This window comes from Moorena sp. SIO3I6 (assembly GCF_010672095.1).
The window spans coordinates 11,944-35,257 of sequence record NZ_JAAHHU010000049.1 but is presented as its reverse complement, the minus strand read 5'-3'; the positions used below and the strand labels follow the sequence as shown (position 1 = coordinate 35,257).

The 23,314-nt window shown below is 44.0% G+C and carries 21 protein-coding genes, 1 other RNA gene and 1 pseudogene; 15 read left to right on the top strand and 8 right to left on the bottom strand.

Features of this window, described 5'->3' with window-relative positions:
- Positions 1-40: 40 nt before the first annotated feature.
- Together F6K49_RS16180 and pdxH are read right to left on the bottom strand one after the other, a co-directional pair.
- Positions 41-1,444, bottom strand: coding sequence for a HEAT repeat domain-containing protein (locus F6K49_RS16180; protein ID WP_293028312.1), 1,404 nt, complete (start codon positions 1,442-1,444; stop codon positions 41-43).
- Between the two features lie 339 nt (positions 1,445-1,783).
- Positions 1,784-2,428 carry a pyridoxamine 5'-phosphate oxidase gene (pdxH, locus tag F6K49_RS16175; protein WP_293028316.1) on the bottom strand — a complete coding sequence of 215 codons (645 nt, stop codon included), beginning with the start codon at positions 2,426-2,428 and terminating at the stop codon, positions 1,784-1,786.
- A gap of 227 nt (positions 2,429-2,655) precedes the next feature.
- On the opposite strand from pdxH, the gene F6K49_RS16170 reads away from it, so the two are divergent.
- The 5 genes and pseudogenes from F6K49_RS16170 to ssrA all read left to right on the top strand — a co-directional run bounded on the left by F6K49_RS16170 (position 2,656) and on the right by ssrA (position 6,851).
- The gene (locus F6K49_RS16170) at positions 2,656-3,111 is read left to right on the top strand and encodes a LapA family protein (protein WP_293028319.1); all 456 of its coding nucleotides are present in this window, start codon (positions 2,656-2,658) and stop codon (positions 3,109-3,111) included.
- Positions 3,112-3,181: 70 nt separating this feature from the next.
- Positions 3,182-3,581: pseudogene (gene tnpA, locus F6K49_RS16165) on the top strand (IS200/IS605 family transposase).
- 413 nt (positions 3,582-3,994) lie between these two features.
- Positions 3,995-4,864 carry a segregation/condensation protein A gene (locus tag F6K49_RS16160; RefSeq protein ID WP_293038839.1) on the top strand — a complete coding sequence of 290 codons (870 nt, stop codon included), beginning with the start codon at positions 3,995-3,997 and terminating at the stop codon, positions 4,862-4,864.
- Between the two features lie 271 nt (positions 4,865-5,135).
- Positions 5,136-6,299: an NDP-sugar synthase gene (locus F6K49_RS16155; RefSeq protein ID WP_293025167.1), complete on the top strand. Its 1,164-nt coding sequence runs from the start codon at positions 5,136-5,138 to the stop codon at positions 6,297-6,299.
- Positions 6,300-6,459: 160 nt separating this feature from the next.
- Positions 6,460-6,851: a transfer-messenger RNA gene (gene ssrA, locus F6K49_RS16150) on the top strand.
- A 399-nt stretch (positions 6,852-7,250) separates the two neighbouring features.
- Here the strand turns inward: ssrA and F6K49_RS16145 are convergent.
- On the bottom strand, positions 7,251-7,886 hold the full coding sequence (locus F6K49_RS16145; RefSeq protein WP_293072222.1) for a sugar transferase: 636 nt from the start codon (positions 7,884-7,886) through the stop codon (positions 7,251-7,253).
- A 1,037-nt stretch (positions 7,887-8,923) separates the two neighbouring features.
- On the opposite strand from F6K49_RS16145, the gene F6K49_RS16140 reads away from it, so the two are divergent.
- Positions 8,924-9,046 carry a hypothetical protein gene (locus tag F6K49_RS16140; RefSeq protein WP_293025169.1) on the top strand — a complete coding sequence of 41 codons (123 nt, stop codon included), beginning with the start codon at positions 8,924-8,926 and terminating at the stop codon, positions 9,044-9,046.
- A 178-nt stretch (positions 9,047-9,224) separates the two neighbouring features.
- Here F6K49_RS16140 and F6K49_RS16135 read toward each other — a convergent pair whose 3' ends face one another.
- The gene (locus F6K49_RS16135) at positions 9,225-10,514 is read right to left on the bottom strand and encodes a hypothetical protein (RefSeq protein WP_293098245.1); all 1,290 of its coding nucleotides are present in this window, start codon (positions 10,512-10,514) and stop codon (positions 9,225-9,227) included.
- A gap of 391 nt (positions 10,515-10,905) precedes the next feature.
- Here F6K49_RS16135 and F6K49_RS16130 point away from each other — a divergent pair, with 391 nt between their 5' ends.
- The 3 genes from F6K49_RS16130 (at position 10,906) to F6K49_RS16120 (ending at position 14,259) form a co-directional block, all read left to right on the top strand.
- A complete protein-coding gene (locus F6K49_RS16130; protein WP_293038833.1) occupies positions 10,906-11,613 on the top strand; it encodes a Crp/Fnr family transcriptional regulator in 708 nt (235 codons plus the stop codon).
- Positions 11,614-11,735: 122 nt separating this feature from the next.
- Positions 11,736-12,590, top strand: a complete 855-nt coding sequence (locus tag F6K49_RS16125; RefSeq protein ID WP_293098242.1) for a DUF2232 domain-containing protein — start codon at positions 11,736-11,738, stop codon at positions 12,588-12,590.
- Between the two features lie 418 nt (positions 12,591-13,008).
- Positions 13,009-14,259, top strand: a complete 1,251-nt coding sequence (locus tag F6K49_RS16120) for a nicotinate-nucleotide--dimethylbenzimidazole phosphoribosyltransferase (RefSeq protein WP_293025176.1) — start codon at positions 13,009-13,011, stop codon at positions 14,257-14,259.
- A 129-nt stretch (positions 14,260-14,388) separates the two neighbouring features.
- Here F6K49_RS16120 and F6K49_RS16115 read toward each other — a convergent pair whose 3' ends face one another.
- A complete protein-coding gene (locus F6K49_RS16115) occupies positions 14,389-14,769 on the bottom strand; it encodes a hypothetical protein (RefSeq protein ID WP_293070395.1) in 381 nt (126 codons plus the stop codon).
- Positions 14,770-15,525: 756 nt separating this feature from the next.
- On the opposite strand from F6K49_RS16115, the gene F6K49_RS16110 reads away from it, so the two are divergent.
- Together F6K49_RS16110 and F6K49_RS16105 are read left to right on the top strand one after the other, a co-directional pair.
- On the top strand, positions 15,526-16,770 hold the full coding sequence (locus F6K49_RS16110; RefSeq protein WP_293098238.1) for a transposase: 1,245 nt from the start codon (positions 15,526-15,528) through the stop codon (positions 16,768-16,770).
- 398 nt (positions 16,771-17,168) lie between these two features.
- Positions 17,169-18,356 (top strand): extracellular solute-binding protein, encoded by a 1,188-nt coding sequence (locus F6K49_RS16105; RefSeq protein WP_293098235.1) that lies wholly within the window; start codon positions 17,169-17,171, stop codon positions 18,354-18,356.
- Positions 18,357-18,368: 12 nt separating this feature from the next.
- Here the strand turns inward: F6K49_RS16105 and F6K49_RS16100 are convergent, their stop codons facing one another.
- A complete protein-coding gene (locus F6K49_RS16100) occupies positions 18,369-18,941 on the bottom strand; it encodes a hypothetical protein (protein ID WP_293047932.1) in 573 nt (190 codons plus the stop codon).
- A 32-nt stretch (positions 18,942-18,973) separates the two neighbouring features.
- Here F6K49_RS16100 and F6K49_RS16095 point away from each other — a divergent pair, with 32 nt between their 5' ends.
- The gene (locus F6K49_RS16095) at positions 18,974-19,321 is read left to right on the top strand and encodes a hypothetical protein (RefSeq protein ID WP_293098232.1); all 348 of its coding nucleotides are present in this window, start codon (positions 18,974-18,976) and stop codon (positions 19,319-19,321) included.
- On the opposite strand, the gene F6K49_RS16090 is transcribed toward F6K49_RS16095, so the two are convergent.
- Positions 19,262-20,392 carry an aldo/keto reductase gene (locus tag F6K49_RS16090; protein WP_293098229.1) on the bottom strand — a complete coding sequence of 377 codons (1,131 nt, stop codon included), beginning with the start codon at positions 20,390-20,392 and terminating at the stop codon, positions 19,262-19,264. The two genes, F6K49_RS16095 and F6K49_RS16090, sit on opposite strands and share 60 nt — an antisense overlap.
- Positions 20,393-20,697: 305 nt before the next feature.
- The gene (locus F6K49_RS16085) at positions 20,698-21,198 is read right to left on the bottom strand and encodes a bifunctional nuclease family protein (RefSeq protein WP_071108071.1); all 501 of its coding nucleotides are present in this window, start codon (positions 21,196-21,198) and stop codon (positions 20,698-20,700) included.
- A gap of 138 nt (positions 21,199-21,336) precedes the next feature.
- On the opposite strand from F6K49_RS16085, the gene F6K49_RS16080 reads away from it, so the two are divergent.
- The 3 genes from F6K49_RS16080 to F6K49_RS16070 all read left to right on the top strand — a co-directional run bounded on the left by F6K49_RS16080 (position 21,337) and on the right by F6K49_RS16070 (position 23,086).
- On the top strand, positions 21,337-21,525 hold the full coding sequence (locus F6K49_RS16080; protein ID WP_293047503.1) for a hypothetical protein: 189 nt from the start codon (positions 21,337-21,339) through the stop codon (positions 21,523-21,525).
- A complete protein-coding gene (locus tag F6K49_RS16075; RefSeq protein WP_293025188.1) occupies positions 21,510-22,214 on the top strand; it encodes a riboflavin synthase in 705 nt (234 codons plus the stop codon). The genes F6K49_RS16080 and F6K49_RS16075 overlap by 16 nt, the downstream gene beginning before the upstream one ends.
- Positions 22,215-22,315: 101 nt before the next feature.
- Positions 22,316-23,086 carry a Uma2 family endonuclease gene (locus tag F6K49_RS16070; protein WP_293098226.1) on the top strand — a complete coding sequence of 257 codons (771 nt, stop codon included), beginning with the start codon at positions 22,316-22,318 and terminating at the stop codon, positions 23,084-23,086.
- Positions 23,087-23,314: the final 228 nt, after the last annotated feature.

Sequence of the window (23,314 nt, the reverse complement as noted above, 5' to 3'; positions counted from 1 at the left end):
TTGCAAGTTAGGGGACTTGACCCATATCAAGTATCATAAGCTACCAAGCAATTGCTGCTAAAGCTCGTTCAATCCTCGTTTGTACAACTAGATCGGATTCGCTCTCAGATGCAGCCTGCAACACTAGAATCGCATCACTATTCCCAATTTCTTCAAGTGAGACAGCAGCACTATAACGAAGCCCCCAATCATCAGGCTGGCTAATGGTCCACTTTAGCTTTTCAATCGCTCGTGAGATGACTTCTGGAGCGCAAGCTTGACGACCGATTTTACCTAAACCCCGAGCTGCAACTCGGCGAATCTTCCCTTGACAATGATCAGCTATCTCAAAACCAATCACCTTTTCCAACAGGGACAGTGTTCGAGGAGCGCCAATGTGCATCAGGGCTTGAGTTAGTCCAGCCCTCAAGTCTTGATCTTCATCAGTATCAAATATCTGAATTATCGAATCAACACTGGCAGGTGCCAATTGAACTAATCCCTTGATTGCAGCAGCTTTAACTTTGGGATAAGGAGATTTCAAGGCTTCGAACAATACTGAGATAGGGCTTTCAGGCATTTGTTGAGAAGTTGGGATTGGTTGAGCCACCAATCCCATGATTTTCTCAACTTCCTGATTTGACTCCACTGTATTCGCTCTGGGAATGTTCCCTTCAATCGCATCCAGCAGAAGCTCGTCAATTGTTTGGAATAAAAAATTCGATTGTTCTTGCCGTCTAACTTCTGTCTCTGCTTGATCCAGTAAAAGTGATTCCAAGATGCACTTCAGAGTTGCTAATTTAATATTGTTAGGAATTTGTGCCTTAATAATCGCCGGAGCAGTTTCGAACCGACCAAGGGCTGAAAGATCAAATGCTGCCGCATATCGCAAAAACCGATTCTCATGACCGAGAGTTTGAAAAATCATCTCTAGGTAACGAGGTTCAAGGGTTAGGGCATAAAAATATTGAGCGGCCGCACATTTTACCCGTTCAGACGAGTGCTCTAAAAAAGGTTCAAATTGATCCTGGACTTCCCAAACTTTGAACGCTGTAAACGCCTCAATTAAGGCTTCTGTTGGCTTATCCTCTTTCTGTGCATTAAGGAGATCAAGTAATGCAGGGACTGCAGCGCGAGCGCCAATATCCTTCAATGCCAGAATCACAGCTTCTTGCAGTTTGAGGTCAGAGCACTCTAAAGCTTCAATCAATGCTGGGACTGCCTGTGGATCTTTTAACATTCCTAACGAACGAGCTGCCTGACGGCGAAGGGGATAACCCCCTAGAGCAGTTCTATCTCGCTCGTCTTTAAGACATTCACACAGCAGAGGAATAGCCTCCTGAATACGATTTTTCCCCAACCACCAAGCAGCATAATAGCGAATTCCGCTATCGTCACTGTTCTTCAAAGCGGTTATGGCAGCTTCAGCATTGTTGAGCTGTTGAGGAGAATCAATAACAGTCATTTGTTCATTTTTCCTTCTGACCATTACCCTAGTTAACGTCCTACCCTATACTTCCGGTTCTCTTCCGTATCCCAAGGAGAGCATGTTGACTGAGAGTACTCAGCTAATGACTTAAAACCTGGCGGACAAAGTGCCGGACAGATCTCGTCAATATCCTCCCTTTGAGGGTAGTGGTACACAAGTAGTGATTTTAGCTCCCGTTACCTTGACCAGACCCTAGCACAATCACTACATCTTTACCACTACCCAATTACCCATAGTTGCTAGCCACATCTAATTAGCCCATCCACCTTAATCCTTAATCCTTCATACTTCATACTTAATCCTTAATCCTTCATACTAAGGGGACAATCGTTTAATCACCCAATCCCCATCTTCACCATCATTGTACAGCAACCGATCGTGCAGCCGACTGGGACGCCCCTGCCAAAACTCAATTTCTGATGGAATCACCCGGAACCCTCCCCAGTGGGGTGGACGAGGTACCTCTTTATTTTCATAGTCCTGCTTCAGTTGCTGTAGCCGTTGCTCTAACACCTCGCGACTAGGGATGACTTGGCTTTGATCCGACACCCAAGCACCCAGCTGAGAACCCTTGGGACGGCTGTTAAAATAAGCATCAGACTCAGCGGCTGTTAGCTTATCGACTCGCCCCTCAATCCTTACCTGTCGTTCTAACTCAGCCCACCAAAAGGTGATGGCAGCCCAAGGATTCTCGATTAACTGCTGCCCCTTGTTACTGTCGTAATTAGTGTAAAAGACAAACCCCCGCTGATCGTAGCCTTTCAGAAGTACCATCCGGGCGGAAGGTTTGCCATCGGGTGTTGCTGTAGCTATAGTCATGGCATTCGGTTCTGGCAATTGGGCAGCCACTGCCTGGTCAAACCAAATTTTGAATTGCTCGAAAGGATTTGGGTGGACATCGGTTTCACTCAAACCCTTCAATGTGTAATCCTTACGTAAATCAGCTACTCTAGTATTCATGTTTCTTGCCTTACAATTGACCAGTTTTGGTGGCATCTTTGATATCTCCCTACCAAGCAGGTGTAGGCTTGAAGGGAACTCCAACTGCTGCTATACTGCACAAAGTCATAACTTGAGCTAATGGAAGATCCCCCCAGCCCCCAAAACAGCGGGGGGAGAACAGATAAAAAGTTCAGTTGATCACCGTGCCAAGTAGATGTCCTTGACCTGTGGGCGTTGGGACACCTGTGCACGTTCCAGTAATCGGCAAGTTAAAAAAGCCGATTTTTCGTGTTATCTGTTGTAGAAGTAGGAAGCAACTGCAACGGTTTTGGATTAAGCTGATGCGACAGATTAATTTTTTGCTGATTTTCGCTCTATGTCTGGCACTAGTCTTATTTGGCTTGGAAAATACCCAATCTGTTTCCATTAGGATTATTGATGGTATCCAGGTTAAGGCTCCCTTGGCGATTGCACTGATTCTATCCATGTGGCTTGGAGCAGTAATAGCCTGGTTATTCAACTTGTGGACGCGATTTATCAATTTTATAGGAACTCGTAAGATGGTTGGGCAGATACGCTCGAAGGATGAACAGATTAGACAATTAGAAGACGACATTCAACAATACAAAATTGAGATTGAACAGAAACAGTTGCTTTTATCGGCATCTGACCCATTGTCAGATAATCCACTATTAGACTAATTTTGGGATTGCCATTGGGGATTGGGAAAATGTCAAGGAACTGAATCTCCCCTATAGGCTATAGGATTCAATGCCTAAGCAATATAAGTCTAACAACAATGTTGTTTACTCTTGTAATTACCATGTTTTATGGTGCCCTAAGTACAACATACGAAAAGTTCTTACAGGCAACCTTGAGACCAGGCTCAAAGAGTTAATTAGAGAAGCTTGCAGGAACATGGACCTTGAAATTATAGAGATGGAAGTAATGGCCGACCATGTACATCTGGCTATGGAAGTTAACCCTGAGTTTGGAGTTTATAAAGCAGTCAAACATTAAAGGGATGTCTTCTATATATCTCAGAAAATAATTCCCCCAACTTCGCTCTAGACTGCCTACGCTTTGGAATAAAAGCTATGAGCGTTTGTCCCGTTTCGGTGGGTCTATCGAAGTTATTAAGAAGTACATACAAGACCAACAGCGCCAGTAAGTTGCTCTATTTGATCAGTAAACTTTACTGCCCATAGACGAATATAACTGCTACCATTTAATAATGCCGAAAAATAGCCAATTTATGGTGTCTGTTCAGATAAATCCTGTTTGTTTCAGAGGTTGTATTCAAGGTCTCTACAACAGTGAAAATTCAAGAGGTAAAATTTACGCTTCCTGATTTTCGTTCTCCTATTTGTCCTCCCTCCAAATCATAACAATATCGATGCTACCGGACTTGATGTCACCCCTTACAGGACTTCCGGAATAACTTTACTTGTAGAGTCACCCTACTACTTATAGCTTATAGCGTTTGGTGCCCAGTTTTGTGTAAGTCCTGCTGTCAGTTAATTGACCAACAGTATCAAACAAGACATGGCTATATATCTTTAGTCTATTGACTTGATCCTATAGATGACTACAACACCTGCTACCGAAGCGATCGCTATTCTCATTGATGTGGCACAGCGGGGAGAAATTGACCCATGGGATGTTCAGGTAATTGATGTCATTGACCGCTATCTAAGTACACTGGCATTAGACAGTGATCCAGAACTTGGATACCGTGACACGGACTTGTCTCAGTCTGGGCAAGCGTTTCTATGGGCATCCATGCTAGTTCTACTGAAAGCCGATACCTTGGAACGTTTAGAAGAACCGGAGGAGTTAGAGGAATCCGAAGAACTCGATGAGTCCGAGGAAATTGGTGGCAGGGGAGATAGAGGTTTGCCTCGCAATCTAGAACGTCATCTACGCCGTCGCTCTGCTGCCCGACCCCCTAAAAGACGCCCAGTAACCCTGCCAGAGCTAATTCAACAGTTGCAGGAGATGGCAGCCCAACTGGGTGAAAACCCCTTACCTTCCCCTAAAAAAGGGACTCGCTCTAGTGCCCGTAGTCAGGCAGCTCGTATTGCCCATCTAGCTCACGATGAAAACCTGACCGAGATTGCCACACGGCTGGAGGAATTTCTATGCCGCTACTGGTATGAGCTAGCGGCAGACAAAGATTGGCTGAATTTAAATCAGTTGTTAGAGTGGTGGACGTTATCCCCATCATCTGTTGCATCAACTTCCGTTGGTTCTTCTTACCAGGAGGATAAACTCGGAACAGCCAAGATGTCGGGAAAAGCTGACACAGAAACAGCAATCACTCCTATTGAATCACCAATAGGGGACAGAGTTAGTGTTTTCTGGGGACTGCTATTGTTATCTGCTCAGTCTAAGGTTGAGTTATGCCAAGAGGAATTCTACCAAGATCTAAAAATCCGTAAATTGGAGTCATGAACCCCACGCTTAAAAGCGGGGGGTTGTAAAATCAACTAGCCTTGTCAGGAAACCAGGAATTCTCAGCTGGGGTCACTTAAAGCATCACTCAAAGCATAGGTTAAAGAAAATCGCAGCTTGCAAGTCCGCTGTGTAATAGCAGCAAGGATGAAAACAAGTTAGGGACTTTAGTGCCTTGTGCTAATAGTGGGTGAGAGTTCAAGGACTAGTTAGAATCGTACTCAATTGCCCACATCAACCTCTATGGATTTAGTTTAAGGAGAAAAGATACATGAAAGCCATGATTCTGGCAGCTGGCAAGGGAACTCGCGTTCGCCCTATCACTTACACTATTCCCAAGCCATTGATTCCCATCCTGCAAAAACCAGTAATGGAGTTTTTACTAGAACTATTACGACAACATGGCTTCAACCAAATTGTGGTCAACGTCTCTCACTTGGCTAACGAAATTGAAAGCTATTTCCGAGATGGGCAACGCTTTGGCGTTGAAATTTCTTATTCCTTTGAAGGTCGCATTGTCGATGGTCAACTGGTTGGGGAAGCCCTCGGCTCAGCTGGTGGCATGCGTAAGATCCAGGACTTTTATCCCTTCTTTGATGATACATTTGTGGTGCTCTGTGGTGATGCCCTGATTGACCTGGACTTGACCGAAGCACTTAAGTTCCATAAAGAAAAGGGAGCAATTGCTACCCTAGTGGCAAAACCTGTACCACGAGAACAGGTTTCTAGCTACGGTGTCGTAGTTACAGATGAAAGTGGTCGAATCAAAGCTTTCCAAGAAAAACCCTCAGTGGAGGAAGCCCTCAGTACCAATATCAACACAGGAATTTACATTTTTGAGCCAGAAATCTTTAAATATATCCCCTCTGGTCAGGAATATGACATTGGCGGCGAACTGTTTCCCAAACTTGTGGAAACGGGGGCTCCTTTCTATGCGGTGCCAATGGATTTCCAGTGGGTTGATATTGGTAAAGTGCCAGATTACTGGCGAGCTGTTCGAGGTGTACTGCTTGGAGAAATCAACAATGTACCGATTCCCGGCAAAGAAGTCGCTCCCGGAATCTATACTGGCTTAAATGTGGCGGTGAATTGGGACAAAGTAGATATCAAAGGTCCGGTTTACATTGGTGCTATGACCCACATCGAAGATGGGGCAAAGATTATCGGACCAACTATGATTGGTCCCAATTGCTGGATCTGTAGCGGAGCAACCGTTGAGAATAGCGTAATTTTTGAATATTCTCGCCTTGGAGCCGGAGTACGTCTAGTGGATAAGCTAGTGTTTGGACGCTATTGTGTTGATAAGACTGGTGCGGCTATTGATGTTCAGGCGGCAGCCCTAGATTGGCTGATTACTGATACCCGCCAGAGTTTGCCTGTCACTGAACCAGCAGAACGACAAGCGATCGAAGAAATCCTAAGCAGCAAGAGTTAAGAGGTTCACGTAAACCCCCGTCCTGATACAAGGCGGGGATTTACCCAGCTAAACAGTGTTAAAGAAATTTTGCAATTGGGGATCACACAAGAGGATCATGTGTATTTGGTAGTTGCTACTTTGAAATATTGACTATAATAGAGAAAACAGATAACTGCAAGGGGCCTTAATGGTTTCGACGTGTTGGTGAAAGCTGACCCGTGATTCAGGTCGAGAGTGAGTCTTCTCTCGCAAATACCGGACTCAAAAAAATTGTAACTGCGAACAACATCGTTCCTTTTGCTCGTAAGGCTGCACCTGCTGTTGCCTAAACACCTATAAACAGGTTCGAGCGTCTGTAGTTTGACTCCGTTAAGGACTACGGACTTAACCCCAACGGATGCTCTAGTAAGCTGTCTTTGGTCGGTTTGCTAGCTAAGACTTCACCAAAGCATCCTGTCATCCGGGATAAGGGATGATCCCCGCTCCGAGGGTTAAAGGGGCTATGCCTGTGAATGAGCGATAAGTAAATAACCAGGGCGGACACGGGTTCAATTCCCGTAGGCTCCATTAAAAAATAAATATGACCTATTAAGATTGATTTCCTGGATTTATCCCGGTACATCAACGTTAATTTTTATTCTCCTAGGGAGCATGAAAGTGATTATTCCTCAACTTGTCTCACCATTCAATACTTCCACTGTATTTATTGGTCTGTTTATAGCAGTTATCAACATGGTTCGGTAAATCTTGGCAAAATAGGATTAATTTGACTGCTAAAAATAGCAGTGGTTATCCTGTTATTAATTAATTAATATGTTAAGGATACGTATTTATTGGCTTAAGCTAACCCCACCTCAATCAAACATTCTCAATCAAACATTGTAGATTGGGTTAGCTTAAGCATTCTGTTCAACCCCGATTTAATACTCCAGATTTAGTAGTATTAGGTTAACAGCTTATAAACTGAGCTTAATAAGCACCATGCCTATTCAAGATTACCATCATAGTTTTCAGAATCAGCTTCAGGTCGTAGCCGATAGACCACTTATGTTGGTAATCCAAGTCCATAAGAACCACATCTTCAAAGTCAGTCACCTTTGAACGACCATTGACTTGCCATTCACCGGTGATTCCAGGTTTAACTCTTAAACGCTTGTAGTGATGGCGGTTGTAGCCCATGACTTCATCAAAGGTAGGAGGACGAGTTCCGACTAGGCTCATCTCTCCGATCAAGACGTTCCAGAATTGGGGAAATTCATCAAGACTGGTGCGGCGTAGAAAGCCTCCGATCCGACTGATACGGGTATCATTTTCATTTTTGAATATATGACCTTTAGCTTGGTTTTCTACTAAGTGCTTGAGTTTGTCTGCACCCACAATCATTGAGCGGAATTTCCAGATTCGGAAGGGTTTCCCATTTAGACCACAACGGATCTGACTATAAAATAATGGGCCGGGATCGAATATCGAGATAGCGATCGCAATGGGAATTGCAATGCTCACGGTAATTAATAATCCAACCAAAGCTCCAATAATATCAATTAATCGTTTGATATTACTGTTGGCAGACTGATGAACCTCTTGCTTAAATAAACAACTTGGGATTCTCTTATCCCAAATTTGTGAATCAACCGAGGTATAAGCAGAAGACTTGGAGATAATCACGGCTTTATATTAGTTATCTAAAGTTGATTAAACGACGGAATAATTGCTTGAAATCCCCAGGCTGATAGAACAGTTATGCTCAAGTAAGCTAACTTGCTTAGGTAGTTTTTGCCCAAACTTTACGGAAGAGTCTCCTGCCATTTTTTAAAATATTTGGTAGGCACCCACTAACCCTAAAGTCTTTGTTGTAAACTAAATAGTCTATTAACCAGACCGCTGAAAACTTTAAAAGTTCCCGCTAATGTCGATATTTTTTCAAAAAAAGTAAATTATATATAGGTAGATGACCTTGTCATTTTTATTGACCGCCTTATTAATAATTTTTAATCGAAGCCTCTGATTATAGTATTTTGGTTTGTCAAAAAAGGAGTAGTATATTTTGTATCATTTCATTGAAATTTAACATTTTAGGGACGAATTCGTGAAGGAATTGTGAATTGGGGTTGAATTAATTGACTTCCTGTCTGAATTTTGGTAATAATAGTTCACTATTATGAATCAAGCAATGAATGGAAATGATTAGAGGTAAAGATAATCCAATTGATGTTAAGTTGCTAGGTAGACATCCGTCAAGACTACCTCTGAGACCAAATCCAGGTTAAAAACCTCCTTTATAATCAAGTCATGGGGCGAAGCCTTAGGTGAAAGGCAGGTAAACCCAAACTTATCTAGCCGCAACTTCCCTCTTGACTGGGCTAAAAAGGGGCTATAAAAGCGGATTTCAGATCACAGATAAGTAAACACGGCTATAGCTTAGCCATGTTGCCAGCTTGGCAGTAATTTTCAATAATTTACCGAAAACAGAACAGACGCGCTTCATCCGAGTCTATTAACAGCGTCCCACGGATTGCTAAGGGCTGACGCCCCGCTGCGCGAACAAGGAAATACGCGCCCCTCGTGGTAGCCCCGTCTTTTTAAAGCGGGGAGGAAACGCGACACGGCAGTGCGAGCAATCCCTCGCACTGCCGTCAAAAAAAATGTATAATAATGATGATGTGAGTAAAGGCAGACGCCTACGTGATGAAGCGACTCTAGTACCGGAAAGATACCGACCCTGGCCAAAAGGCCACGCTACGCGAACAACGATTACATTGCGCTAATCCTCTTGTGAACGGGTAAATAATTGCAGATCGCAGAGCGTACCGAACTGGCAAGCGTGGTAGTACCTCGAAAGCATAATTTTTGCAAGAAAAGTAGCGGGAACTGTTGGGATTGAAGTGACTGACAGAACTCAGTAGGGGCGCTTTGACTACGCCTGTAAGATTCGTTTATGGATTCTTAACTAATCCCCGCGTCTAATGACCGGGGAGTGTCAACCATCTGTTCACACAAATCTGTCAACGCATTAATAGTAGCAATGGCTTCTGAATGGTCAAGGGAGTCATTGGTTCGAGATGTCTTCTGGGACTCTGGGGTACCATCGGCTAAGTGCGATTGGCCGTAGGCCACGCTACGCGATGCTCGGTACGAGCCGCTACGCGAACGCAATGGTGTATTTTCTTCAGACAATCCTATACCCCACGATTGAGGCAACTCTCCTGTTAACCAATCCATTGGTGGTTCCTGATTCAAATCTGATTGGCCTTTGGCCACGCTACGCGAACGGTCAGACACCACCTCAGTCATAGTCAGAGAGTTTTTGGACAATAAGGTTTCCGGATGTAATTGAAAGCTATCTTTATCCTCAACTTGAACCTGTACATCCGGTGGTTGTTGTGAGGAAGACCATACGCTTGAAGCTTCTCGTCCTAACTGCTGAGCTAGACGATTCACAAAGGCAGCAAACAACATTTCTCCCTGCATGCCTAAGCTGTGCATTTTTTCAAGTTCCTCAGATAAAGACTCCTGGTAACCTTGAAGATCTCTGTGTAGGGTCTCAAAAATCAACCGCTGGTTAACATCTATATTCTGTATGAGTTGATCAGATTGTTTTTGAAGCTGCTGTAGTTGCTCAATGACCTTTTGTCTTTGGGCTACAGCAACAATCTCGTCCTGATTTGAAGGCAATCGGTTGATTGAGTCATCACTAGTGGGATTCTGTTTTAAGTGAGCTTCCCAATTCGCTAAAATTTGAGATAGCTTTTGGGTCAAGCTTTCGACAAGGCGGTTGATTAGCCCTTGTGATAAGTAGTCTGAAGCAAACTGCACATTTGCAGTTTGTTGTTTGGTATAGTAATCCAGCTGCTGCTTGGTACTCTCCAAATGCTGAATTTCTCGTACCAGAGACTCCCGCTGTTGCTGTAGAGCCTCCAACTCTACCTGCAATGGTTTCGTGAAATCGGTACGTAGAAGGTTCATTTCTTGAGTAACCGCTTGCAGGATTTGCTGCACTCCCTCCTGAACAGATGTGGGTACTCCCGTCTGAGATGGGGTTACTGTAGTAGTTGTATTGTCCGATTCCACCCCTAGCTTTTGCTGTTGGGAAACTAGGTAGCTACGAACTTTCCGCAAAACCTGGTGTGCAGCCGCTAGGTCACCAGACTTGAACCATGGTAGAGGAAAGTCAGGCTTATGGAGGATGTGGTCAATATCAGCAATCAGAGATTGAATGTCGGTTTGAGCAGTCACTTTGAAACCCTTGACGAGAACAAATTGAGTCATACAGGAGTGAGAGTCAGCCCCCTGTGTCTAATGTTAAATTGCCAGAGTCACCAAACTATTACAAATTGTTCATCATGGAGCATAATAACTGTACTTACCCGATGTGATTATTGCCAAGCCCTCTACCAGAATTAGCCTACCTCAGCTCACTGCAAGTAGTTTAGCTCCAGTAGAATCTTTGTTTGTCAAGGCAATTTCACTCACATCAGTCATTTTCGTTGGTCTACCAAAGGTGGTGAGGTTAAGCAGATCTGCTTCATTGGCTTCTTTTAGTTGACACAGGCAAACTCCCTGACTCACTTGATTTGACAGCGGATCATTTATCTATTCAAGGTGTTTACGAAGCGCTCATGATCCCATGGAAGACCGATACAATTCATCTGAAGTTAACTCTAATGTTCATGATTCGATGGCTAGCACTCCTTTTTTTGCTGGCTTACCAGATTCTAGTGTCAAAAAAGCCATTATTAATATGGTTACCCGTAGCCATCCTGCAAATCGAGTGATTTTACTTGAGAATGACTGGGGGGGGTCTGTCTATTTCATCTTAGATGGTTGGGCAAAGATTCGCACCTATAACATGGATGGGAAGGAAGTGACCCTCAATATTCTTGGGAAAGGAGAAATCTTTGGTGAAATGGCAGCGTTAGAAGAAGTACCTCGTTCAACAGATGTGATTACCTTAACCCCTACAACCATTGGTAGTATACCCGCTCAGGATTTTACCCAGTTAATTCATACGGAACCTTTGGCTGGTGTCCACTTAGCTCAGTTGATGGCAAAGCGTCTGCGTCAGGTTAACCGACGCCTACGCTTGCGGGAGTCAGATAGTACCTCACGAGTGGCAGACACCTTGTTGTTTCTAGCTGAAGGACAAGGCAAATTGAAACAAAGAGGAACTGAGATTCCTAACTTACCTCATCGAGAGATAAGTAGCCTTAGTGGATTGGCGCGGGAGACGGTCACACGAGTCCTGACAAAGCTGGAGAAGAAAGGCTTGATCATGCGGGATCAGGATACCCTTTTTATCTGTGATCTGCCTGCTCTAGAAAAGATGATTATCTAGTCTTGAGATATAAGGTATCTCCAAATGAGGAGAAATTTGAGATGGGCTAAGATGCAAGGGTACTTTAACAGTATCTCTTCTGTTATCATCTGTCCCTTTCCTCAAGAGGTTCCTAAATTTGCATGAGTGATTCTTTTGATGATGGTCAAGCTGCTTCACCAGATCTCTTTGCCCAATCTAAACACAAACCCACAAAATCAACAATGGAATCCCCTAAGAGCAATGCTGATGTAACTGAGATCGGGGATCAATTAACTGGGGAGCCAAATTACCCAATAGAGAAGAGGGAACCTAGGGCAGTCTACAAACAATCCACTTCTGCGAACTCCCCTAACCTGATTAATGGTCTAAATCCTAGACCTAAAACACCTATAACCATGGTAGAAACAGCGTTTCTGGCCAGTACCGCCAGCTTGATTTGGCTGATTAATTATTACTTTCCTCTAGGACCAATACTCAAAATGTTTTTCCCAGTGCCGATTGCTTTAGTCTACCTAAGGAGGGGCAGTAGGGCATCCTGGATGGCAGCACTGGTTTCGGGGTTGTTACTATCAGTGCTTATGGGAGTAACTCGCAGTATTATCTTTTTGGTCCCTTATGGTCTGATGGGGGTGCAACTGGGAGCTTTGTGGAAACGTCGAGCTAGCTGGCTGCTTTCCATTAGCATGGGTACGCTAATTGGTACAATAGGCTTCTTTTTTCGGTTTTGGTTGTTCTCAATTCTATTGGGGGAAGACCTATGGGTTTACGTGATGACCCAGGTGACAGGATTATTGGATTGGTGGTTTGTCAAGCTGGGGTTGCTATTTCAGCCCAGTCTATTTCTAGTTCAAACTTTGGCTATAGTAATGATTATTATTAACAATGCCATTTATTTATTTGTAGTGCATATTGTAGCTTTACTAATGCTCGACCGATTAGGAAACCCGATTCCTAGACCACCAAACTGGGTAAAAGTTTTGCTGGATTACGATTGAGCTATTAGTCATTGGTCACTTGTAATTGCGAAGAGACTGTTTGTTATACTTTCAACGGTCAGATTAAGCGCTACTTGGGGGCTACGCTTTACGCAAACAGTTATCAGCTCTGAGCCTTTGGAGCTTACAGCTTAAGCTTGATTGATTACCTTTAGCTCAGTTTATGCCCGTGGGAAGTATGGCAATCGTTCTTTTATTTAATCTAAATTTATGGAATTATATTGCTAATTTTATTTTTTTGTGAAATAAAAAGTATTACTATTAAATAGTTAAATATTTACTACTTTATTTGCTACTTTTTGGAAATTCTTCTGTTAACTTATCCAAAGTTAACTGTTACCTTTAACCACAATTAATCTGTAGTGTAGTATGTTTTTTCTATTTCATATAAGAACTAAGGACTAAGGATTAAGGACTAATGATCCGAGTTTATACCCAGCAGGTAAAGGGAAAACGGTGGTTACAGCAGTATCAGGGATGCTCACCGGTATTTGCTTGTATTTTAGGATTCACTGCTACTGGGTTGATTCCAGGCATTTCTGCTGCTGGTGCTACCCCAGATGATCGTCAGTATACTGCGATCGCAGATGCTGAGTTTTTGGTCAATGGAGTTACTCGCCAACCTCAATATCCCCTTCCTCCTCTAACTGTGGGAGTATCCCCTGTCTTTATTTCCCGTGCTGTAGTTGAGGCATTTAACCTACCGATCTATCTGTTCAATGCTGGTTTACCTCACCCTCCGACAGTACCAGCGATTGACTTAGGTGGTATTCCTGCTAACTGCCTAACTTCTGGCAATGCCTTGCCCCTGGAAACAGTCAAACGACTATTTGAGCAAGGTTTACAGTGGGGAGAAAAGCTAGCAAGTGTGGTTGGTGATAGCTATCTGATTATTAGTGAGTGTGTGGTTGGGGGAACTACCACCGCACTTAGCCTGCTCACTGGCTTGGGGATTGATGCAGCTGGCAAGGTTAACAGTAGCCATCCCCAGTGCAATCATGGTCAAAAATGGGACGTGGTGCAGCTGGGGTTACAACGAGCTGGGTTAGGGGGTAGGGGAGCCGGGGAGCTTCCTGAAAGCGAACCTAGGAAGAAAAATTCACCGTTTCACCCCTACCACCCCGCACCTTTATACTCCGTCACCTCCTCATCCTCTCACCCCCTCACCCCCTCACCACTTGATCACTTAAAGCTAGTGGCAGCGGTGGGAGATCCGATGCAAATTGCCGCAGCAGGTATGGCAATGGCAGCTAGTCGTCGCTGTGGCGTTTTACTCGCTGGTGGTACCCAAATGCTAGCGGTTTATACCTTAGCACAGGCATTGGCAGAGTCGGTTTTAGCTTACCCCAGTATTACTGAGGGTAATTCCCTAGCATGGCAACCAGCACAAGTAGTTGTGGGAACAACTCGCTGGGTGGCAGAAGACTCGACTGGTGACACGGTTGGATTAGCACAAGATATTGGGAGTGTACCCCTTTTGGCAACACAATTGAGTTTTACCCAGTCTCGTTATCCTCAGCTACAGGCATATGAGCAAGGATATGTCAAGGAAGGTGTGGGTGCTGGAGGATGTGCGATCGCAGCCCACCTTTATAAGGGTTGGAACTCGGCTGAATTACTTCAAGCCATTGAAAACTTGGTGGAGCAATATGGTCTTTCTCTGAGGTGATTGTTGTTGGAGCCAGTTAAAAAACACTTTACAGTCTGACCAAGTTAGTTAGAAAATCCTTGGCAGAGGCACTGATTTGTTTTAGCTATTAACCTTGAACCCTGAGGCTAATCTGGAGAAGACTGGCAATTAGGAATGAATTCGCTGTGCTAGGAGTTGTTCTTCTAAGGCAGCAATCCGATTGTAGGCTGCTGTAAGTTGGGCAGTTAAGCGTTGGACTTGAATATCGGCAGAGATATTATTGTTGCTATTGCTAGAGAAACTACCTAGCCCAGAGTTACTATCAATCAGCACATCTTTATGTTGGGTCAGTAGGTTAATGGCACTTTGACTTTCGTGGGTCCGGGGTATCGGTTGCCCAGTTGGCTGAGATTGCTCAGTTTCCTGCCTTGAACTATTTTTGAGTTCAGAAAGACCTTCTGAAACCTTCAAACTGAGTTTTTCGATGGCTTCGCACAGCGTATCTACTCTATGACTTAGAGCCATGATTTGATTTTGATATTCATCCATAGGATTTTAAACTGCCATAACTTAGTTCTTTTTTATCCTAGTCACTTAACGATGAAAATCCGATGAATTGCTGATTTATTTAACTATTGCCAAAAATCTGTCAAAAATCAGTTCTAAACTCCTTAGAGTCTGTTTTCCAGAGTAATTTTTTCAAAAATGCCAGATAGCCGCTGTATATCTTGATATTTACCCTGATTAATTCAACCTTAATTAATAATTGTCTTTTATCCCAAGTTCCGCACCACAATTAGCACAATCGGTTTTTTCGGAATTAATTCCTTGGCATTAGTGATTTTTAATACATAACGTACGGATATTTTTGCCCATGTCATTACCTGATCTAACTCCTAGAGAGATGGTCAAGTAATCGAAGTTGACAAGATAACCAATCAGTGCATTAACTGCTTGATCTGGATATTTCTATCTCCCGATCACTCTATCTTACAGATCTAGATTTTTTAGCTAGTCCGCGAGAAGCCCCGCGCTCTACCTGATAAGGTGAGCGTCGGGATGATAGCGGGGCAATGAAGTGAAACGGAATTGCCGACTAGGTATTTTTTGGCTCAGGGAAACGAGCTATTAAACTTCTTAGCAACTCAGATGAAGTCATCCCCCTTCGGTCGGCTTCCTGTTTTAACTGCTGTTTTTCAAAATTAGTCATTCTGATTACAAATCGTTGATATTTGATTTTTGAATTGACACCTGTTACAACATTTGTTACCTTTATAGTAGGTCGAAAAATAGGAGATAGCAACAATGAGGTCAGCTGATCAGTACCGGTTAAGATTAACAAAGCCACAAGAAGCGGAAGTAGAAAGATGGTTGGATATGCTCCGTCATCAATATAACTACTTATTGGCTGATAGGTTTAGCTGGTATGAGCAAAATCGTTGTTCTATAAACTCCTGTCCTTTGGTGTGTCACTTGCCAGAACTAAGAAATAATCCTGATTACTTTTCTCAGAAAAAGACTTTACCTCAACTAAAAAAGGATAGACATTGGTACGGGGCAGTTCAGTCTCAAGTTTTGCAAGATTGCGTTAAACTGGTAGACCTAGCCTTTAAACGTTTCCTGAAAGGAGACAGTAACGGAAAGAAAAGTGGCAGGCCAAGATTTAAAAGTAAAAATAGATACAAATCGTTGACTTTCCCCGCTCTTTCTAAGAACCCGATAACTGGGAGTATTTTGACTCTTCCTAAATTTGGGAAGGTCAAAATGATTTACCATCGGCCTATCCCCGAAGGGTTTAAAGTCAAAACGGCTACCATAACCCGAAAAGCTGACGGGTACTACGTCACACTATCTATTCAGGATGATTCTGTTCCAAATATTATCCCAGTAGATAGCGCCTCTAGTCCTGTTGGGATAGATATGGGTCTTAAGTCCTTTCTGGTTAAGTCGGATGGCTCTGAGGTGCCAATTCCTCAATACTATCGGAAAGCTCAAAAACTACTAAAGAAGATTCAAAAAGCCGTTAGCAGATCCAAAAAAGGTAGCAACAACAGAAAAAAGGCTGTTATTAAACTAGGGAAAGCTCATAAAAAAGTGGCCGATACTAGAAAATATTTTCACTTCAAAACAGCGAAAAACTTACTAGACAATCACGACCTAGTTGTTCATGAGAAGTTAAATATTAAGGGTTTGGCTAAGACTAAAATCGCCAAGTCTGTACTAGACGCTGGCTGGGGTCAATTCCTGTCTATACTGTCAACCAAAGCCGTTCGCGTAGCGTGGCCTACGGCCATAAATGCTGGGTTACTTACAGTTGCAGTGAATCCTCGAAATACTAGCCAAAACTGTTCCAATTGTGGGAAAAAGGTACCAAAGAAACTGAAAGACCGCATTCATTCTTGTCCTCATTGTGGATACACAGCAGATAGGGATGTGAATGCGGCGATCAATGTATTAAATTTGGCGGTAGGGCATTCCGTCAGTAGTAAAGCTTGCCGAGCAACCGAAGGGATACCTGGTGTTGGCAAGAAGCCCGCGTTGTCCCGTTAGGGCAACGTCGGGAGTATGTCACAGTTAGCTCTGAAACAGGACTGTGTGTTCAGGGGGAGGAGAGGCAGGAAAAGGGAGACCAAGCTGGTGTTTTCGTTCTTTTGATCGTGCTTACTCTTAATAAACTTAAATTAATAACAGTATAACTATTATTGATATCAAGTAAGGTTACATTGATGTAAAATTAGATTCAGATGCCTTAGCCCTTGACTTGGATTAGTTTTGTTAACCAGACTATGAGTAGTTGTTAATTGATTAGATTTATCATATCTAGCAGATGGTTGTTGGCCTAACAGGTCACAAAAGTCAGTTAATTGGTAATAGCTATGGTAGTTGCTATTGAGCCAATGTAAATTAAGGTCAAATAGTTGGTAACCAGAGGAAATTCAGAAATACTTATGAAGCGACGCTCCTTGATACTAGGTGCTAGTACCATAGCCCTTAGTCAGTTAGCATCTGGTTGTACTGGACAACAAGCCTCTTTAAAGGTAAGGCTGTTGCAAAATTCAATCCCAGTTCAGCTGTTGGGTGAATTTCGTAAGACGTTAAAATCACGGCCTACCCTAAATTTTGACCCGGAGAAACAACTATCTGCTTTATTCCAACTCCTGACAACCTTGAAAGAGCAAGACAAACCCAACAATAACCAAGGTCGCTCCCTCCTAGATTTGCTCCCGATTAGGTTTAGGAAACCGATAAGTACTGATTTAGTTACCTTAGGAGATTATTGGCTAAAGTTAGCCATTGAGCAGGAATTGATCCAACCTTTGAACATAGAAACGTTGTCAGGATGGAAACAACTGCCGCTAGAGTCTCAGAAACTCGTCAAACGTGACCAAACTGGTCAGCTAGACAATTCAGGAAAAGTTTGGGGTGCTCCTTATCGCTGGGGTGCTACCGTCATTGCCTATCGCCGTGACAAGTTCAAAGCCTTAGGCTGGACTCCTACCGATTGGAGTGACTTGTGGCGTGAGTCTTTACGCGATCGCATTTCTGTATTAGACCACCACCGAGAAGTGATTGGTTTAACCTTGAAACACCTAGGCTTATCCTATAATCAACAGAATTTAAATCAAGTCAAAGACTTGAAACCAGCACTTCGACAACTGGCTAAACAGGTTAAATTCTACAGTTCGGATCACTACCTAAAACCTCTAGTTTTGGGGGATACCTGGGTTGCAGTGGGTTGGTCTACCGATATCCTGGCACTAAGAACACGCGATCGCCAAATTGAGGCAGTGGTACCTCAGTCAGGAACAGCCCTGTGGTCAGATGTATGGGTAAAACCCGTATCAGTAAGCTCTGCTTCTGAGTCCTCAGAAAGTAACTCTGGGTCGGATTTAAGCAACAAGTGGATTGAATTTTGCTGGGATAGCAAATCAGCCAACCAAATTTCTCTACTGACTAATGCTGCTTCCCCGATTCTGGTTAAGATGCCAAGAAATACGCTGCCACAAGATATCCAATCTAATCCTCTACTGCTGCCAGAAGCAGCAATTCTGGACAAGTGTGAATTTCTCCATCCCTTACCAGAGTCTACAGAAAAGCAGTATGAATCCTTGTGGAAAGAAATGCGAAGTACTTGACAATTACCTATTCTAGTTTTGTGATAACTGGCAAAAGGCGGAGACTTTGCCAGCTAAAGGTACTTGACCAGGAATACATACCTCCACCTGGCACATGGAATTACCATCACAGGTATAAGCTCCTAAAGGCTTTCCTCGCTGGTTAAATACTCTGGTATTGTAGTCATACTCTCTGGCAACGTTTCCCATTTTGTTAATAAAAGCATACCTACCGAGATAGTTAAGCAGACTCCAGAGTTGGCGATTCACTACCAAATCTACCCGGCGTTTACTCGGATAAGCTAACCAATTATCCAGTAGCTTACCGCCAAACTGTTCATCAGCCCACCAGAAACTCGGAGTAGTGAGCTTAGTTTGAGAGATAGTATCAGCAGTAATCACAGAGCCATCAGTAGGAAGATTCTCTGGCTGCAGGACATTTAAATTCACAGCTTCTGTGTCCGGCTGCACTCCTACAGTCTTTTGAGCTAAAACTGGTTTAGGCTTCCAACCAACCAGAAAACAGCTCTCTAGAAACACAAGGCACAACACACAAGGCACAAGGTAAAACGGATTTATTTTAGTAACGTTGTTTCTTTTATCCATAGGAATGCACTAAAGCATCAGTCAAATCAATAGTGATACCCATTAACCTTGGCCTTGGCCTATTGGCCACGCTACGCGAATGGCCACGCTACGCGAACAACCAAATAACCTACCCTTCACCGAACGCCAAAGGCGAACAACCAACTAACCTTGGCCTTGGCCTATTGGCCACGCTACGCGAATGGCCACGCTACGCGAACAACCTTCAACCTTCAACCTTGGCCTTGGCCTATTGGCCACGCTACGCGAATGGCCACGCTACGCGAACAACCTTCAACCTACCCTACACCGAATTGCCTTGGGCGAACAACCAACTAACCTTATCCCCACAGACGACGCCTAGGAGAACCATTAAGACGCTGGTGGGTATCAGAGAGTAAGGAAGGAATATCCAGTTGTTCCGGGCAACGGGGAAGACACTCACCACACTGGCTACAACGGTTTCCCTTCATCCCCCTAAACCAATGACCAGCATTTTCAAACATTTGATAGCGATATTGACCAAACTCGGTCATGTCGTAAGCCAAAGCAAGATTGCGCAGCCGCAAGACTTCTGGAATGTTAATGGTTTCTGGGCAAGGTAGACAAGCATAGCATTGACTACAGCGGTCAGTTCCTAGAGCATTGTTCAATTGGGTTTCCAAACGAGAGAATGCTGCCACTTCCATTGGGCTCAAAGACTCATCTCGGTTAGCCACACTCAAAGGCAGGGTCAGCTCATCTGGGTTAGCCGGTCCAATACTAAGGGTGGTAATGCGGCGATCGCTTAATAAAAACCGATAGTTCAGTTCCAGTGGCGAGAAGGGATGGCACAGTTTCTCTAACTTTGGTGGTGGGGTGTAGAGTTTGCCTCCTTTATCAGCAGGAGATATGATGAATATCCCCATATCCTTCTGATTAGCCAATTCAATCGCCGCAGCATTGCGTTGAAAGAAGTAATAGTAATGCAGGTTGATGAATTCAAAAAAATCTGTCTGAATTGCCCCTAGAATCACTTCTATTGAACCGTGGGTTGAGAAACCAACATGGTTTATACGTCCCTGGGCTACGGCTTTTTGGACAGCTGCCATACAGCCGCTGTCGGACTTTACCCAGGACAGATGCTCCTCAGTGTTAATGCCATGAATTGCTAAACAATCGATATAGTCGAGCTGTAGACGTTCTAAGGAATCATTAATCCACTGACTCATCAAATCAGCATCAGGGGTTGGTGGAATCTTGGTGGTGATGTATAGCTGGTCTCGTGGTACTGACAATCCAGCTTTCAGGATATTACCAAGGTATTCTTCACTCTTGCCGTAACCCCTGGCAGTTTCCAAGTGGTTAATTCCTTGATCGATTGCCTGTTGCACTGTCTTCTGAGCATTTGACTCAGATGCTAAGCAACGCATGGTGCCGCAAGAAAATACTGAAAGCTGGAGATTAGTTTTACCAAACCGCCGATAACGCATGTTCCCCAACTGCTGAAATAATCAAATCTTTGGTTAAAACGTTGCCCAAAAAACAGTTGCGCAAAAAACTCAGTTGATGGCCATCGATTGTATTCGGTTATAGCTTCGGGTATAGCTTGGGGTATAGCTTGGGATATATCAATTTATGCCAACGCTCACTTGCGGTAGAGCATCGGGATTAGAGTATCAGAAAAAATCTCACCAACAGCTAAATGGTAAGGCTTTCAGAAACATCTCAATAATTTTTTTCAGAGAAATTGAAATATTGTTGCTGTTAAATCCCGTTTAATCCCATTATTTTGGCTTTAGGTACCACGGCTATATCCTCCACGGTGGAGAAAATCTTCTGGGCGGATATTAGAGACAAATTCCCGAAAAGCTCGACGCTCCTCTTCGTCCTTATCTTGGTCTACAGGTATCGAAGCATCGGCAATAACTTCTTCCATCACCCAAATCGGACTGCCAGTACGCAGGGCGATAGAGATGGCATCACTTGGTCGAGCATCAATTTCTTTCTTTGTCTCACCCTGACTAACACAGAGGCTGGCATAGAACGTGTTATCCTGGAGGGAGTGTATTATAACACGATCGAGTGTTATGTTCCACTCCTCTAGAAAATTGACCATGAGGTCATGGGTCAGGGGACGCGGTGGTGTTTGTCTTTCCAAAGCACTGATAATTGCCTTTGCTTGATCTTGCCCAATATAGATTGGCAGAGCACGCCGATCTAAGACATCTTTCAGTAACACGATGGGGCTACGTGTTACAGTATCTACTGCAATGCCAGCAACTCTCATTTCAATCATCAGCTTAGCCTCTAGAATACGGTCAGCATCAGGGGCATCAAAGCGAAGCGGTAAACTAGTACTGTACAGACGGGCACCGAAACTTGCGCTTGCCAGATCTGTTCTTGTCATGTTACCGGTCAACGGTAAGATCAGCCCTTGAGAATCCAATTCGGTGAGATCAACAAGATTGTATTCTCCAAGTATGCCTTAGTCTCAGGAAATTTGTTTGGCCACTTCACTAAAAAAACACAAACCTATGCCAGCTCTTTTCCTACTAACATTCTAGTTGCACCAGTTCATCCGCTTACAGAAGAACAGTATAAACAACAGTGTTTACAGGATTAATTCAAGCCCTCGGCACAATTGGACCAATCGGAAGCGATCGCTTTATTGTCTCCGGTACCTCTGATGCTATGGATGTTATCTTACAGGATTTAGAACCTGGTGATAGTGTAGCAGTGGACGGAATTTGCCTAACGGTAGAGAAAGTTTTGCCCACAGGCTTCTCGACCACTGCTTCTGATGAAACTCAGGGGCGCACCACCCTCGGACAACGGCTACAGACAACCTCCTACGTTAATTTGGAAACGTCTTTGCGTGTGGGTAGCAAGCTAGGGGGTCATTTTGTCACGGGTCACATTGACGGTATTGGCTGCTTAACGCAATCTTTACAAACACCAAACTCCTGGGAAATGTGCTTTACAGCACCAGCTTCTTTGACGGATGTGTGGCAGCATAAGATAGCCCGTTATCTTGTTCCTAAGGGTAGCATTGCTGTCAATGGGGTCAGCCTAACGATTGCTGAGTGTGACCCCAACGGCAGTTGGTTCAAAGTAGCGGTGATTCCCCATAGTTACACCCATACCAATCTTAGCCACTTACGGACTGGCAATTGGGTGAATATTGAAAGTGACATTTTAGGGAAATATGTCGATAAGTTGCTGGGTAATCGAGTACCAGCTGCTGAAGCGATGGATGAAATGTCCCCGGAATTTCTCCTAGAACATGGGTATTTGACATCCTCCCACGGCTGAAGCCTCTAGGGCTGTTTCATTCTTGTGAAGGATCAGGGAGGCCAAAGGTGAACAAATAAACAACCCAACCTTCACATTTCACACTTGAGACTTCACATTCTATGTACCAAACTGACCCAACCCGTTCACCAAAAGAGTACCTCCCGACGATGTATGATCTCAAGAGTGAAGATCCGGAGGAACCGGGCTTGCCCGACCAATTCCACGAGCTACAACCACAACTGTTGCGCGACACATTTTGTCCGCCGACTTACTCACCAGAATGGGTATTTATGGCTAGTGACATGAACCTTTACTATGATGTGAGTCATCCGTTGTGGTATAAACGTCCCGACTGGTTTGGGGTGGTGGGTGTGCCTCAGTTATATCAGCAGCGGGATTTACGCTTAAGTTATGTGATCTGGCAAGAAGGGGTAATCCCTAGTGTGGTGGTAGAACTGCTGTCACCAGGTACGGAAAAAGAGGATTTAGGGCAGACACGACAGGAACTTAATGAGCCTCCGACGAAGTGGCAGGTTTACGAGCAGATTCTGAGAGTGCCTTACTATGTAGTTTTTGACCGTTATACAGACCAACTGCGAGCTTTTGAATGGGTTGACGGTTACTATCGGGAAATGAGTCTGAATCAACCGAGGGTATGGATGCCAACTCTAGAGTTGGGGTTGGGAGTATGGCTTGGTTTCTTCCAGGGGATTGAGCGGTTATGGTTGCGTTGGTATGATGCTCAAGACAACTGGATTCCGACCTCGACGGAAAGGGAAGCTCAAGAAGCCCAACAGGCACGGTTGTTATTAGAACAAGAACGGCAACGGTCACAGCGGCTAGCAGAGCGGTTAAGGGCGATGGGCATTGACCCGGAGCTTCTGGAGTAATCAGGTTCAACAGAAATGCATTCGCATAGCGTGACATGCAGGTCAATCGCATTCTGATTAATGTTTTAATTAATGATCTAAGAGGATGTTTGAAAAGTCGGTTGGGCAGTAAAAAAACTCTCTGAGTGTAAAAATTATCAAAATACAAGCACCGAGAGAGACACATGAGTAAAGTTTACCCGAGTGACCATTACCGCATCCAGGTAGGCATCTCTTGGTCCGAGTTAT